This window comes from Faecalicatena contorta, assembly GCF_021531995.1.
GTDB lineage: Bacteria > Bacillota > Clostridia > Lachnospirales > Lachnospiraceae > Dorea_A > Dorea_A contorta_A.
On sequence record NZ_JAFBIZ010000079.1, the window covers coordinates 1 to 14,739 of the forward strand.

Annotated in this window: 11 protein-coding genes and 1 pseudogene; 10 read left to right on the plus strand and 2 right to left on the minus strand. The window is 48.5% G+C overall.

Going from position 1 to position 14,739, the window contains the following annotated elements; translation table 11 throughout:
- Window positions 1-79: 79 nt before the first annotated feature.
- Window positions 80-871: a helix-turn-helix domain-containing protein gene (locus JQM82_RS10790; protein ID WP_235250330.1), complete on the minus strand. Its 792-nt coding sequence runs from the start codon at window positions 869-871 to the stop codon at window positions 80-82.
- A 365-nt stretch (window positions 872-1,236) separates the two neighbouring features.
- On the opposite strand from JQM82_RS10790, the gene JQM82_RS10795 reads away from it, so the two are divergent.
- The 7 genes from JQM82_RS10795 (at window position 1,237) to JQM82_RS10825 (ending at window position 7,698) form a co-directional block, all read left to right on the plus strand.
- The gene (locus tag JQM82_RS10795; protein WP_118751555.1) at window positions 1,237-1,530 is read left to right on the plus strand and encodes a hypothetical protein; all 294 of its coding nucleotides are present in this window, start codon (window positions 1,237-1,239) and stop codon (window positions 1,528-1,530) included.
- Window positions 1,514-1,819, plus strand: coding sequence for a molecular chaperone (locus tag JQM82_RS10800; protein WP_235250331.1), 306 nt, complete (start codon window positions 1,514-1,516; stop codon window positions 1,817-1,819). The genes JQM82_RS10795 and JQM82_RS10800 overlap by 17 nt, the downstream gene beginning before the upstream one ends.
- Window positions 1,820-2,280: 461 nt before the next feature.
- Window positions 2,281-3,525 (plus strand): serine/arginine repetitive matrix protein 2, encoded by a 1,245-nt coding sequence (locus JQM82_RS10805; protein ID WP_235250332.1) that lies wholly within the window; start codon window positions 2,281-2,283, stop codon window positions 3,523-3,525.
- A 53-nt stretch (window positions 3,526-3,578) separates the two neighbouring features.
- Window positions 3,579-4,223 (plus strand): CHC2 zinc finger domain-containing protein, encoded by a 645-nt coding sequence (locus JQM82_RS10810; protein WP_331472882.1) that lies wholly within the window; start codon window positions 3,579-3,581, stop codon window positions 4,221-4,223.
- Window positions 4,183-5,541 (plus strand): virulence-associated E family protein, encoded by a 1,359-nt coding sequence (locus tag JQM82_RS10815; protein WP_235250340.1) that lies wholly within the window; start codon window positions 4,183-4,185, stop codon window positions 5,539-5,541. Before JQM82_RS10810 ends, JQM82_RS10815 begins: the two co-directional genes overlap by 41 nt.
- A gap of 267 nt (window positions 5,542-5,808) precedes the next feature.
- Window positions 5,809-5,976: a hypothetical protein gene (locus tag JQM82_RS10820; RefSeq protein ID WP_235250333.1), complete on the plus strand. Its 168-nt coding sequence runs from the start codon at window positions 5,809-5,811 to the stop codon at window positions 5,974-5,976.
- Window positions 5,977-6,048: 72 nt separating this feature from the next.
- The gene (locus JQM82_RS10825) at window positions 6,049-7,698 is read left to right on the plus strand and encodes a recombinase family protein (protein WP_235250335.1); all 1,650 of its coding nucleotides are present in this window, start codon (window positions 6,049-6,051) and stop codon (window positions 7,696-7,698) included.
- A 112-nt stretch (window positions 7,699-7,810) separates the two neighbouring features.
- Here JQM82_RS10825 and JQM82_RS10830 read toward each other — a convergent pair whose 3' ends face one another.
- A complete protein-coding gene (locus JQM82_RS10830) occupies window positions 7,811-10,774 on the minus strand; it encodes a hypothetical protein (protein WP_235250336.1) in 2,964 nt (987 codons plus the stop codon).
- A 453-nt stretch (window positions 10,775-11,227) separates the two neighbouring features.
- On the opposite strand from JQM82_RS10830, the pseudogene JQM82_RS10835 reads away from it, so the two are divergent.
- From JQM82_RS10835 to ltrA, 3 genes and pseudogenes are all read left to right on the plus strand, one after another.
- Window positions 11,228-12,723 (plus strand): annotated as a pseudogene (locus tag JQM82_RS10835) (IS1182 family transposase).
- A gap of 276 nt (window positions 12,724-12,999) precedes the next feature.
- On the plus strand, window positions 13,000-13,236 hold the full coding sequence (locus JQM82_RS10840) for a hypothetical protein (protein ID WP_235250337.1): 237 nt from the start codon (window positions 13,000-13,002) through the stop codon (window positions 13,234-13,236).
- Complete coding sequence (gene ltrA, locus JQM82_RS10845) at window positions 13,196-14,587, plus strand: group II intron reverse transcriptase/maturase (RefSeq protein WP_235250338.1); 1,392 nt, start codon at window positions 13,196-13,198, stop codon at window positions 14,585-14,587. The genes JQM82_RS10840 and ltrA overlap by 41 nt, the downstream gene beginning before the upstream one ends.
- Window positions 14,588-14,739 lie beyond the last annotated feature (152 nt).

Consider the following 14,739-nt stretch of genomic DNA (forward strand, 5'->3'; position numbering starts at 1 on the left):
CTAACTTAACTGCCTGTACTTTGTATTCATGGTCATATTTACGTGCCATTTTGAGTACCTCCTTATTCTCTTGATTTTATCATGAAATCCTTGAGAATAAGATGTCAACTTTTTTTATACCACACCAGAATGCTGAGAAATCCTCCGAGGAAATCTTCTCAAAAGGTATCTGCAACTTATCGCAGAATTCATGGATCAGCATTTCCACATCGCTGCCCTGCTGGACGGCCTGTTCAAATTGTTCCTTGACGTCCTCCAGCGTGGGCTGCGGGTCGGCGGTGGTCTTATCTTTGAGATGTGCCTCCCGTATGTCCCGGACAATGCTGTCCAGATCGTCATGCAGGACATGGCTGAAAAAGTCGCTCTCCTGTATCTGCCCTAATTCCAGTGTGCGCATATAAAGGTCATTCTCTCCCGGCGCATGGCTGTTGATGACGGTCTGCCGGGTGGCTTCAAGGATTAGGTTCATCTGCTCCACCCGCATATCGGCAATCCGGTCGATGAAGATTTCCATGTCAGTCATCAGCCGCTGAAAGTTCGGATGTGTAGCCAGTTCGCAGAGAAGCCGGTTGTTGATCCTGCCGCTGCTCAAAAGTTCTACCATATCGTCACTCAGATGCAGGGATTGAAGCTCTGTGTTTGGGTGATTTTTATTTTCGGACAGCCCCATCAGATAGTCGGTGGACACGCCATAAAATTCTGCCAGCGTTGCAATCGCAAACGGGCTGATGTCCTTATAATCATCGCTCTCATATTTTCCCAGCGCCGATCTGGACAGGCCGGTCTGCTCTGCCAGCTGTTCCAGCGTCAGGTGCTTGTCCACCACCCGCAGGTCTTTGAGCCGCTCCGGGATTGACAGCTTTGTGTACATCCAATGCCCCCTCTCTCGTTATCGTTTTTTCAGTGAATACACCCATTATAGCACGATTCCATAAGCGTGGAAATATGCGGATTTCGAGCGTTTTTCCAACGTCTTGGATATACGGGAGCAGCCCCCTTTTTTCGATAGAATGGTTCTTGCAGACAGGCACTGAACCTTGAAAATCGAATGACCGGCTGCAAGGGGTATGACCTCCGGGGAAGTGACGCCAGGACAGAAATCGAGCGCACCAAAGAGGCCGATACGCCGGGAGAAATTCCGGGCAGGAGCGGCTTGCAGGCAGACCGGCGGACAGAAACAAGTTTATCATGCGGGGCGCATGGTGCTCCGCAGCAAAGAAATGGAGGAATATCATTATGAAACTGAGCATGAAAGAAAAAAAGATTCTCTACGCTTTCGCCTGTCCCAGCCACCACAACACGGTGACACGGCTGAAATGGCTGACGGCCCTGACGGTTGACCCGGAGGCCAAACGCCGGATGCTGGGGCTGGCCCGGAAGATGGAGACGGAGGTGGACGAAAGCTGGTACGAGGCTTTTTACCACCATCTGCGCATGGAGATGGACGAGTACCGCCGTCTCAAGCGCAGCCTGCGTGTGCTGAAATCTTACACCGATTATGAGGAGGATTTGTATGACGAAGCTGTCTAAATATGAGAAAGAAACCATCATCAACTGGAACGAGGCGGAGAACCTTGCCAGCATCTACACCTTCAACGCCAGCTTGAAGCGCAGGTTGGCAGAGTTCAGCCGGAAGTATCCGATGCTGTGCCGGTTGGAGCGCAGCACGCCGGAGGGCAGCGTGACCCATGTGCTGGACAAGTCCCGGCTGTCAATCCGGCTCATTCCGCCATACAGTGAGGAACGGAAAGCCGCCGCAAGGGAGTATGCAAAAGAGCATGGATTTCAGGTGGTAGGTGCGGAAGAAAAAATCGCCTGAAATCGGGGCGTTTACGGAAAAAATAGCGGGTCTGCACCCGCTGTTTTGACCGGCAATCCCCGCAGGCGTATTCCGTATCCACTTCCCGCCGATGGGCGCAAATGTGCGGATACGGAGGCGGTGAAACTGGCAAAAACCGCTCCTGCGGTGGAAGCCAGCTTCGCCGGAGCGGGAGTACAGAGGGCGGCAAGCCCTTTGTGCCTGGGTGTAGGGGCGGCAGCGCACTGCTGGGGTCAAGGGGCAACGCCCATTGGGCGGGTACAGGGCGGCAGCGCCTGTGCGGAGTGTAGAGGCGGCGAGCCTTTACTCCGGTGTCCAGAGGTGGAAAACCTTGGCCCAGGGAAAGTTGATGCCTGCGTCAACTTGTACTGGGTATTACCTGACGCAGACTTTCGCAGGATTTGCGGCTTCGCCGCCCTTCCCCGGCCCCGGAACATTTTCGCAGGAAGGAGGAAAATTGTTTGAAACTGACACGACACAACGGGCGCTCCGGCAAGCATGGCACCTACAATCCCCGCCACAATGACCGCCGGTTCGATGTGGAGAACAGCGAACACATTGACGCCGAGCGGGCCAGACAGAACATCTACTGGGACTGCTATCGGGGCTTCACGACACATGAGTTCCGGGAAAACCCGGAACAGCCGGATTTCAGCTTTGAGGAAATCGAGCGGATGTACTACTACGAGCATTATTCTGACCATGTGGAGGCGCAGAACGCCCGGAATGAGAAAACCCGACACACCGAGCGTAACCGCACCGTGGAGGACTTGCTGAAAAACAACAAGACCTGCCCGGAGGAAAGCATCTACCAGATCGGCACAATGGGAGAATCCGTCCCGCCGGAAACGCTCTTTTCCATCGTCAATGAATTTTATGAGGAATTTGAGCGCCGCTTCGGTTCCCATATCCACATCTTAGACTGGGCGCTTCATCTGGACGAGGGGACGCCCCACATCCATGAACGCCATGTATTCGACTGCCAGAACCGCTACGGGGAACTGTGTCCCCAGCAGGAGAAGGCGCTGGAGGAATTGGGCATCCCTCTCCCGAACCCGGACAAGCCAAAAGGCAGGCATAACAACCGGAAACAAACTTTCGATGCGGTCTGCCGGACGATCCTGTTTGACATCGCAAAGCGGCATGGGCTGGATCTGGATCAGGAGCCGTCCTACGGCGGGAGGGAGTATCTGGAAAAACAGGATTATATCCTGGTGAAGCAGAAGGAGCAACTGGCGGCGCAGGAGCAGAAGCTGGAAGAACTGACGCTCAAAATCGAGGACGTGGAGACTCTGTTAGATGATGTTTCCGATGCGGCCTATGACAAGGCGGTGGAGGTCGTGACCGATACCGTCCGGCAGGAGACGCACAAGGAAGATATTCGTCTGGTGGAGGAATCCAAAAAGTGGGTGCTGTCGCCGGAGCGCAAGGCCTCGAAAAAGGAACGTGAGTACACCGCTGCCCGGCTGGACGGGGTCATTACCAAAATCAAAAACGCCATGCAGCACGCTCTGGCGAAAATCCAACGGACGTTGATGCAGCCGGAGGTCAAGCAGGCCGGAAAGGAGCAGATCAAGAAAAAAGCCAAAGAATCCATTATGGATAAGCTGGCAAAGGCAAAGCAAAGCGCTGACCGGGATAACCGGGAGCGTTGGGAACGGGAGGGGCGGATTGCCCCGACAAAGAAACAGGATATGGAGTTGTGAGGCGTCTGATTTCAGGATTCAGGTGCCTTTTTCTCTGTCTGGAGGTGAGAAAATTGAATGTGTTTGAAGCGGTAAAGCAGGCTGTCCCCACAAGGCAGGCTGCGGAATCTTACGGGGTACGGGTCGGCAGGAACGGGATGGCCTGCTGTCCCTTCCACGATGACAAACATCCCAGCATGAAGGTTGACCGCCGGTTCCATTGTTTCGGCTGTCAGGCGGACGGGGATGTAATTGACTTTACCGCCCGCCTGTTCGGGCTGAACAGTAAAGAGGCGGCCTTGAAGCTGGCGGAGGATTTCTCGGTCAGCTTTGACGCCAAAGGCCATGACCCGCCCCGCAGGAGGCCGGTCAAACGGAAAATCAGCGAAGAACTGCGCTACCGGCAGGCGGAGCAGAAATGTTTCCGGGTATTGTGCGATTACCTGCATCTGCTGGAACGCTGGGAGAAGGAATACGCCCCGCAGACGCCGGAGGAAGCATGGAACCCGCTGTTTGTGGAGGCCCTGCAAAAGAAACCATACACCGAGTATCTGCTGGATATTCTTTTGTCCGGCAGTATGGAGGAACGGGCCTGCGTGGTCGCTGAATACGGAAAAGAGGTGAGGAAGATTGAGCAGCGAATATCAGAGTTTACCGCCAGCCACCCGGCAGGCCGCCATGAACGCAGCCGAAGCCTTAGCGCCGGAGCAGAGCGTTGACGAGGTGCGGGAAAGCCTCTCCGTCACCGAAAAGGGCCAACCCGCCAACACCATCGGCAACTGCCGGACGGTGTTCTGCCATGACCCGCTGCTGCGGGACGCCATCCGGCTGAACCTCCTGACTGACCGGGTGGACATCGTGCGGGATTTGGGCTGGAGCAGGAACACCAGCGCCCTGACGGATACGGATGTGAAGTATCTGCTTCTCTATTTTGAACAGACCTACGGCCTGACCAGCGAGAAAAAGATGACGGCGGCGCTCTCTATCGTGGCGAATGAGAACTGCTACCATCCCATACAGGACGTGCTGAACGGCCTTGTCTGGGACGGGACGCCCCGCATCCGTTCCTGTCTCCATCACTTCTTAGGTGCGGACGAAAGCGACTATGTGGAGGAAATGCTGAAACACTTCCTGTTGGGTGCCATCCGGCGGGTATTCCGCCCCGGCTCCAAATATGAGGAAATGCTCTGTCTGGTGGGCGGCCAGGGGGCAGGAAAATCCAGCTTCTTCCGCTTGCTGGCGATCCGGGACGAGTGGTTCAGTGATGACCTGAAAAAACTGGACGATGACAGGGTGTATTTGAAGCTGCAGGGCCACTGGATCATTGAGATGTCGGAGATGCTGGCTACCAGCAGCGCCAAAAGCATTGAGGAAATCCGCTCATTCATCAGCCGCCAGAAGGAAACCTACCGGACGCCCTACGAGGCCCAGCCTAAAGACCGGCTGCGTCAGTGTGTGTTCGGCGGTTCATCCAACACGCTGGACTTCCTGCCCCTTGACCGGGCCGGGAACCGGCGTTTCCTTCCCATCATGATTTACCCGGAGAATGCGGAGGTTCACATTTTGGAGGACGAGGACGCTTCCAGAGACTACCTGTTGCAGGTCTGGGCAGAGGCCATGACGGTTTACCGCAGCGGGAAGTATTCCATGAAATTCAGCAAGTCCATCCAGCGGCAGCTTGTGGAGGTGCAGAAGGATTTCATGCCGGAGGACACGGAGGCCGGACAGATACAGGGCTTTCTGGAACACTACACCGGCAGCATGGTCTGCTCCAAACAGCTGTTCAAGGAGGCACTGGGCCACACCTATGACGAACCGAAGCGGTGGCAGCTTCACAATATCAACGAGATCATGAATACGGTGGTGACGGGCTGGAAGCCGTTCTCCAATCCCCAGATGTTCGCCGGATACGGCAGGCAGAAGGGCTGGGAACGGGACGCTTCCGGCAACGAACTGCCCGGCAACGAAGATGGATTTGTGGAACTGAGCGAGGAAGAATGCCGTCAGTTGGAACTTCCGAAGGAGTGGATCGCCTGAAAAGGGTGGTCTGTTGCCAGGATGGTTGCCACCTGGTTGCCGGGTTCGTTGCCAGGGATTTCTCTGTCTGGATACGGGAAAAGCCTGTAAATAAGGCATTTTCTAATACCTATCTATATTTCTGGCAACGAAAGCAACGAGATTTTTCAAGAAAATTCACAAAGTAAGATTTGCGGGTCAGACGGTAGTTTACAGGTTTTCAGAGGTTCGTTGCCGGACTTCGTTGCCGGTGCTGCCGCCTGGCCTGCTACTCTATGGAGGTAGCCTATGGAAAAAAGCAAGCAGCAGAAAAATAAAGTCCGTTTTGTGGTGGTGCGGGAGTTCGCCGGGGAGAAGTCCATGCGGGAAGCCTTTGAGCAGCTGATCGAGCGCCAGACCTGCGAACACTTTGAGGAATGGCGTCAGCAGCGGGAAATGGCCGAAAACGCTGCGTAAAAACGGTTGATTCAGGGGCAGGGACATGGTACTATAATGGTATCGTGTCCCTGTTCATAGAAGGAGAACGCTATGAGCAGGAAAAAACAAGTCTTTGAGAAAATCACCGCTCTCTACTGCCGTATCTCTCTGGATGACGGCGGCGATAACGAGAGCATGAGCATCAGCAACCAGAAAATCATGCTTCGGGACTTTGCTGAAAAGCATGGGATGTTCCAGTATGAGTATTATGTGGATGACGGCTATACGGGTCGCAATTTCAACCGCCCTGCCTTCCAGCGCATGATCGCTGACCTTGAGGCGGGGAAGATCGGCTGCGTCATCACCAAAGACCTATCCAGGCTTGGTAGGAATTATATTGAAGCTGGCAGCTATATCGAAATCTTTTTCCCTAAACACAATGTGCGTTACATCGCCATCACGGACGGCGTGGACAGCCTGACCCGTCAGGAGATGGACATTACGCCCTTCAAGAATATCCTGAACGATATGTACAGTCGGGATATTTCCAAAAAGGTGCTGGCGGGCATCACCACCCGTTCCCGGCAGGGAAAGTTCTGCGGAGGGACGCCGCCCTTCGGTCTGATGCGTGACCCGGAGGACAAAGGGCATCTCATCATTGACCCGGAGACAGCACCTATTATTCGCAAAATCTATGATTATGCCCTTGACGGGCTGGGCTGCATGAGGATTTCCAAACGTCTGATGGAAGAAAAAATCCCCATCACCCATGTCAAGGCCAACACGGAGTTTGACGCCAACTATTATTCCTGGGGCGGGGCGAGAATCAGCCATATCCTGCGGAATCCTTTCTACAAGGGCGCACATCTGGTCTTTCGGACACATCAGAAGGGCATCCGCTCCAACACCTATGACATTATCCCCCGTGACCAGTGGGAAGTGATTGAGGGCTGCCATGAGGCCATTGTGACGCTGGAGGAATGGGAACAGGTACAGGAACTCATTGACCGCAGGCCGACCATTCAGGGGAATTCCTGCCCCTTCTACAACCTGTTCCACGGCCTGGTCTACTGCGCCACCTGCGGGAAGTCCATGCAGGTGCGGTATGAGAAGGTAGGCCGAACCGGCAAGAACCGCTTCACCGGCGAGATGCGGGAACCGATTGACAAGGCATACTATATCTGCCAGACCTACAATCGGATGGGATGCAAGGTCTGCTCCAGTCACAAGATTGAGGCCAGAGATTTGTACAATCTGGTGCTGAAGGACATTCAGGAACTGGCGGCGCAGGCGATGAAGGACGCCGATGCGTTCTATCAGCGGCTCAGCAGCCGGATGGAGCGCCGGTATCTGGTGGACGCTTCTCAGACAGAGAAGGAACGCCAGCGGCTGGAGGCCCGGAATCAGGAGATTGACGGAATGTTCCTGAGCCTGTACACCGACAAGGCCAAAGGCATCCTGACCGAGCAGCGATTTGTGAAGCTGACAGCGGCGCTGGAACAGGAGCAGGAATCCAACCAGAAACGTCTGCATGACCTGGCGATGATGCAGAGCCGGGCTGACGCCCAGGAGAGCGAAGTCCGCACTTTTATCAACGAAATCCGGCGCTATTCCGCCATCGAGGAACTGGACGAGGCGGTGCTGAACCGGCTCATCAGCCGGATTCTGATCGGCGAGGTCAAGAAGGTGGACGGCCAGAAGGTGCAGGAAGTCAGGATCGTTTATAACTTTGTCGGGGAAATCCCAGAGATTGCAGCGTAAATAGTTTGCCCCATCTCTCAACCATTGAGGGATGGGGCTTTTGATTTTTGGAGGTACAGCAACTACAAGAAAAATCCGGAATTGTTTCTCTTACAATGTCATTAGTATATCATCACATTTTCTTTTTTCTTTTCTTTACTAACACTAACCCGCTAATACAACCAAGGGAAAGTACGCATAAAACAACATATAATGTTATGTTGGTGTTATCTCCAGTTTCAAGTTGGCTAGTGCTTGTAATTGAATTTACTGAAGAATTTTGCGATTGTTGAGAATCTTCATTTCCATTTGGATTACTTAAATTTTCATCTTGGTTACTATTATCAGTGGACGCATTTTCTGAGCGTGATTCAATGATAAAAGAAATCACTTCGTTCTCTGGATTAGTTCCCGTAATGACAGCAATACCTTCTCCATTAGCAGTTACATTTCCGTTCTCATCAATAGAAACTACGTCACTACTGGTGCTCCAATTGTAATCATTATTTCCTGCATCATCTGGCAAAATTGTTTGAGTTTCACCAGGTGTCATTTGTATTTTTTGGGCCTCTTCAACTACAATATCTTTTGTGAAAGATACTGTAGTACCATCATCGCATTCTAATTCACATACCACTTTATAACTTCCACTGTTTAGATCGCTTTTTACTGGAATTTCAATCGTAATGCTCTCCATTTTACCAAGCGTTCCAGGAAGTTCGAGTTTTTGGACAAACGATTCACTTAGCAGGTCCGAAGTTACTTTTAGTGTAGGTGTTGACGTGTCACTATATAGATTGTTGACAGAAACATACAGTTTCTGATCTTCCAGATTCTCATAAATGCGGGAAGGATTAACATTCGTAATACTACAATTTCCGGGGTTTCCCAAAAGTCCATTTTCGAGGGCTGTGTCATAATCTAATTCGTTCAGTTCATCTTCCATGTCTGGATTATAAGAGATTAAGACTGTGTCTTCTGTAATATCTTCTCCATATCCGCCAATCAATCCACCTTTAAAGATAATTCTATTCCAGTCATTTACGGATTCAGAAAGATTAGTTTCTGCACTAGCATTCAAGTTAACAGATACATTATTCTCTATCGTACCATTTGCGTTAAAATCGATGCTCTGTCCGGCCACTCCCGTAGCTGTTCCAGATTCAGTCGTGGTTCCAAAATCAAAGAACAAAAATTTATGCTCTTTCTCATAATACCATTTCGTTCCGATATTACTGCCGGCAGTTATACTATTCGGATCAATTCCATTATTTTCATTCAGTGAATTTTCGTTTAAAGATGGCAAAACATACTCAGAATAATTCACTTCGTTTGTACCCACTAAACCTGTAACCTGAAATGAATAGTTCATAATACTTAAATAATTTGGTTTATTGTGAACATTATCGCTTCCACCATGACGTAAACCCAAGGTGTGTCCCAATTCGTGCATAAATGTGCCTGCAGTAGCTGTATTTGTTCCAGAAATCCAACCATCTACATCAGCAATTATGAAAAACTGACCAGGGATTCCCTCAGCAATTCCTGAAGATCTACCATCATTGTATTTGTTTACAAATAAACAATAACGGAAAACAGACCATCTTGCACGATCAAAATTATTTAACGCCATTTGATTCCAATTTTCATAGTTACTACCCAAATCAAAATTTGATGAATATTCAATACTATTTCCGCCGGATAAATCCCCCCACGTTTTACCTGTAACATAATCAATAGAGTCGGCCCCTGCATCAATATGCAAATTAATGCCATGATCTTTGAACTGTTGATAAACAGATCGCATCGCTTCTGCGCTAGGCTTTAGATTTTTTTCTTCCTGTTTTGTGTAAGTAATTCCAAGGAAACTACCTTCCACATATGGCTGATACATCCAGTCAACTTCCACAAATAAATCTTTTACATTAGGATCTGCCCCCATTTCCTCTAAATGAAGGTCTATGATCCCATTATGATCAATGTCTACTCCGTTAGTTTCCCACTCATCAGGCAGACCATCGCCATCTGTGTCAAGGGTTTCATCATACACCCAGTCAGCGATATCAATCATTAGTTTATAATAGTCTGCGGAATTAATATCAATATATTTTCCGCCCGTAAGTTGATATAAAGATCTATAATGATCCTCATATGCAAGATCACCGACAATAGTAGTATGTATGCCATTTGCCCTAAAATATTCTGTACACTCAGCCATGCTTCTTATTTGGGCGTCATCATCAGAATCTTTGAAGTCGGCATCTGTTAGTAAAAAAACAAATTTCTGTGCATCATCTCTCCAACTTATCTGACCATCCAATATTTTTGCAAATGCATCGGTCGGAGTTTCAGGGTTGTCACCTCCCCCAGTTGTATTAATCATATTTAATTGCTCAGCAATCTGATCGCTGTTGTTTGACCATTGATTTCCATCCATCAAATGTATAACAGTAGAATCACTTCCATCAGAAGTAATATCTTTATAATCAATAACCGCAAGGTTAATGTTAACATCTTTTTCTGCCAAGTATTGCACAAAAGATGACAGATTTGAACGTACAGAATTGATATAGGAACGCATAGAACCTGTCGAATCAATAACAAAAATAAAATCTGCTGGTTTACTCACGTCCACAGCGGCAGAATCTGATGTTGTACTCAAAAGTGCCTGAGGCACATCAACATCAGATGGGGTTGAAGATTCTCCCGCATGTTCTTGATTAGATGCCTCATCAGCTACATCATTGTATGACTCCTGCGAATTGTCATTCTGTAATCCCTCGGAAATCTGATTGTTTTCATCCGTTTCTTCCTGATTTAAAACATTGCTAGACATAGCATTTTCTGATGTTTGGGCATTGCTTTCCTTTGGATCTTGCCCTGTCTGAGATGTTACTGCATAATTCTCAGTTTGTTCAGTTGTTTCATTCGACAAGTCAGGCTGCATTTCTGGAATAGCCCCAGATGTGACTTCTTCTACTGGTACTGGCGATTCATTATATTCATTTTCTGCTGCCAAAGAATTAGCAGGCAATAAGCCTATGCATAAGAAAAATGTTAAAATGATAGCCGCCACTTTTTTTGATCCCTTTTTCATGTTTTCCTCCTTCATAAAATTTATATAAAATCATGCTGCAAAACTCACAGATGATTTTATTTCATACATAATTTTGTCAGAATAAACCCTTCAATCGCAGAATTTTGAATATGAGTAACCTGTCCTCTCATGTTGTCTACCGAACTGCTAACGTTTCTTACAATTAATATTTTATAGGCTTTTCGAAAATTGTCAAGTAAGATGATATTGTCCAGATTAAGCAGGAAAAGTGAATCTAGATTTTAACAGGCACAGCGAAAGAAAAATTTCTTTCGCTGTGCCTCAGACTGTAGACAAAGTCCCCGGTTTTCACCGGGGCTTTTCTATTGCAGTTATCGACATTTCAATGATTCTTCCGGTTTTTATCAAGAAAAATTCCCTACTTATCAACTCTAAAGTTAAGCGGTGCGTTCCCTGCACATGGTATAATTATCTTATAAGGAGGTTCCGCTTATGATGACAAGAGATGCCGATAAAAAAAGAGAACAGATGATGATGTTCAGCATGGATGACATGGTGCCAAAGGACCACATGCTCCGAAAGATTGACCGGGCAATTGACTGGAACTTTATTTACGATCTTGTAGAAGATAAGTATTGTGCGGATAACGGAAGGCCGAGCATGGATCCGGTGATGCTGATTAAAATTCCTTTTATCCAGTATCTCTATGGGATTAAAAGTATGCGACAGACAATAAAAGAAATCGAAGTGAATGTAGCATATCGCTGGTTTCTCGGTCTGGATATGCTGGATACGGTTCCTCATTTTTCTACTTTTGGAAAAAACTATACCCGCCGTTTTAAGGATACGGATCTGTTTGAGCAGATCTTTTCCTATATCCTCGAACAATGTATGAAGTTTCATCTGGTAGATGCATCTACGGTGTTTGTGGATTCTACCCATGTAAAAGCCTGTGCTAACAGCAAAAAGATGAGAAAGAGGATTGCATCTCAAGAAGCTCTATGGTATGAGGAGGAGTTAAAAAAAGAAATCAATGAAGACCGTAAAAATCATGGAAAGAAACCTTTAAAAGAAAAAAAGGATGATTCAACTACGCCGCCTGCAGCGGGCGGCGGCACTTCTAGTGAAAGCGGTTCTTCAGACGAAATCCCGGAAGGAGCCAAAACGCAAAAATGCAGTACTTCAGATCCGGAAAGCGGCTGGTTCCGAAAAGGCGAACATAAACATGTTTTTGCATACAGCATAGAGACTGCATGTGACAAGCACGGGTGGATCTTAGGCTATACTGTACATCCGGGGAATGAACATGACAGCAGGACTTGGAAGCCTTTGTATGACAAAGTAAAAGATCTGGATATGGAGAGGATGGTATTGGATGCCGGATATAAGACTCCGGCAATTGCCAGAGAATTGTTAAAAGACGGGATACAGCCTCTGTTTCCGTATAAAAGGCCCATGACAAAAGATGGATTCTTCAAGAAATATGAGTATGTCTACGATGAGTACTATGACTGCTATATCTGTCCGGCGGATCAGATCCTTACTTATCGGACAACGAACCGGGAGGGTTACAAAGAATACAAGAGCGATAAAAGCATCTGTAAAAACTGTCCTTATCTTTCCAAATGTACAGAAAGCAAAGAGCATGAAAAACGATCTCCCGCCACATTTGGGAAGAGTATCTGGAAACCAGTGAGGATATCCGCTATACTCTCGGGAACAAAGAGATTTATATGTTGAGAAAAGAAACCATTGAGAGATTGTTCGGAAGTGCAAAAGAACAGCATGGATTTCGATACACACAATATATCGGTAACGCCCGAATGAGAATGAAAGCCGGGCTGACCTTTGCGTGCATGAATCTGAAAAAGCTGGCAAAGATTTTGGATATAAGGGAAAGGCAGGACAATAAACCAGGATTCTTTTTTATCCTTTACAAAAAAATATGGGAATTTGTATTTTGGCAAAAAGAATGGTGCTGGAGCTAGGCTCCAGCACCAACTTTGGTGCGCCTGGCGGCGCACGTTTCTAACGGGTGCAAGTCCCGAATCCGCCCGGCAGTGGGAAGGATATAGTCGAAAGCAAGGGTGTCCACCGTGAGGTGGAATCTGAAGGAAGCTGGATGTGGGAACAGACTAACCATGGGCAAATCTCCGGTCTGACGGACAGAAATCACATATAAGGTCTTTCGTGAGGGTAAGGCTGCCAAACAAGTCGAAGCCCAATAACTGCACGGAATCACGGGGGATAAATGTGGCAGATGGATGGAGAGAAAGAAACGTGTGGTACCCGGGGAGACCTGTGTGAAATGCTTTGAAAGAAGCAACTGCATCTGTGAAGATGCGCTGAACACACAGGAGTCAGCAGAGGTCATAGTAAGCCGGAGTGCGAACAGTGCAAAGGACGAAGGACTGAATCAAGAGGAGTCTTTAGTACGACCCGGAAAGGAGGAACGAGCACATGAGTGCAGAAAACACAGAAAGCTGCTTGCAGAGAGATAGCGCGGAACGTAAAGGGTATGTAAGAGCGCACCGCTCGTTCAACCGGATATGGAAGGAAAGAGACAGTGCAGAGCCGGATATCTTAGGTAAGATACTGGAAAAGGACAACCTGAACCAGGCTTACAAAAGAGTGAAGGCAAACAGGGGAGCGCCGGGAGTCGACGGCATGACTGTCGAAGAGGCACTTCCGTGGCTGAGAGAACACAATCACGAACTCGTGCAGAAGATAAGAAGCGGACACTACACGCCATCCCCTGTACGAAGAGTAGAGATCCCGAAGCCGGACGGCGGAGGACGCAAGCTTGGAATTCCCACCGTCATCGACCGCATCATCCAACAGGCCATGGCACAGCAGCTAATGCCCGTCTATGAGCCATTGTTCTCAGACGGAAGCTACGGCTACCGACCGGGACGCAGTGCAAAAGATGCCATTCTTAAGGTCAAGGAGTATGCCGAACAGGGATATACAAGGGCGGTAGTCATCGACATGTCAAAATACTTTGACACGCTGAATCATGTATTACTGGTCAACATCCTGCGCAGGAACGTGAAGGATGAAAGAGTGATCCAGATGGTGAAGCGGTATTTGAAGAGCGGCGTCATGGAGAACGGTGTTGTCATTGAGACGGAGGAAGGATCACCGCAGGGAGGAAACCTGTCTCCTCTGCTGGCCAACATCTATCTCAATGAGTCTGATCAAGAATTCAGCAGAAGAGGCGTACCGTGCATCCGTTATGCGGATGATATCGTACTACTTGCCAAGAGCGAGAGGGCCTCTGAAAGACTGTTGGAGACCAGTACGAAATATCTTGAAGGAACACTGAAGTTAAAGGTGAACCGGGAGAAAAGTCGTACGGTCAGCGTGTTTGCAATCCGAAATTTTAAGTACCTTGGCTTCTGCCTCGGGAAAAATGGCAAAGGCATCTACATCCGTGTACATGCCAAGTCATGGAAGAAGGCCAAGGATAAACTTCGGACGCTCACTTCCCGGAGCCGGTGCGGAAGTATTGTGAAAGCCATGGAACGCATAAAGGTCTATATGCGGGGATGGTTGAACTACTTCAGCATTGCAAATATGAAGAACAACGTCGAGTCATGGAATGGATGGTTGTATCGCCGGATTCGTATGTGCATCTGGAAACAGTGGAAACTGCCAAAGACACGCAAACGAAAGCTGCTGGGACTCGGACTGCCGGAATGGGCAGCATGCGAAGCAGCCTACAGTCGTAAGGCTTATTGGCGAATGGCGGGAAATGGTGTGGTTCAGAGAGCACTAACAAAAGAAAGACTGATACACTGGGGCTTTTACGATTTAGCCACAGCATACCAGTCTCTGCACGTCAACTATTGAAACCGCCGTGTACCGAACGGTACGCCAGACTGTCTAACAAATCTACGTCCTCATAGAAATTTGGCAGTCTTACTGTACGATGAATCCTTTTTCTTTATACTCATTCATAAATGATGATTTTTAGTGCGTTATTTTTTAATAATCTTGATGGT

Bases quoted from the DNA above. Each gene is read 5' to 3' on its own strand.
- JQM82_RS10795 (WP_118751555.1), top strand. From the start codon at position 1,237: ATGAAACTGAGCATGAAAGAAAAAAAGATTCTCTACGCTTTCGCCTGT.
- JQM82_RS10825 (WP_235250335.1), top strand. From the start codon at position 6,049: ATGAGCAGGAAAAAACAAGTCTTTGAGAAAATCACCGCTCTCTACTGC.
- ltrA (WP_235250338.1), top strand. From the start codon at position 13,196: ATGAGTGCAGAAAACACAGAAAGCTGCTTGCAGAGAGATAGCGCGGAA.
- JQM82_RS10790 (WP_235250330.1), bottom strand. From the start codon at position 871: ATGTACACAAAGCTGTCAATCCCGGAGCGGCTCAAAGACCTGCGGGTG.
- JQM82_RS10800 (WP_235250331.1), top strand. From the start codon at position 1,514: ATGACGAAGCTGTCTAAATATGAGAAAGAAACCATCATCAACTGGAAC.
- JQM82_RS10815 (WP_235250340.1), top strand. From the start codon at position 4,183: ATGAACGCAGCCGAAGCCTTAGCGCCGGAGCAGAGCGTTGACGAGGTG.
- JQM82_RS10830 (WP_235250336.1), bottom strand. From the start codon at position 10,774: ATGAAAAAGGGATCAAAAAAAGTGGCGGCTATCATTTTAACATTTTTC.
- JQM82_RS10820 (WP_235250333.1), top strand. From the start codon at position 5,809: ATGGAAAAAAGCAAGCAGCAGAAAAATAAAGTCCGTTTTGTGGTGGTG.
- JQM82_RS10840 (WP_235250337.1), top strand. From the start codon at position 13,000: ATGGAGAGAAAGAAACGTGTGGTACCCGGGGAGACCTGTGTGAAATGC.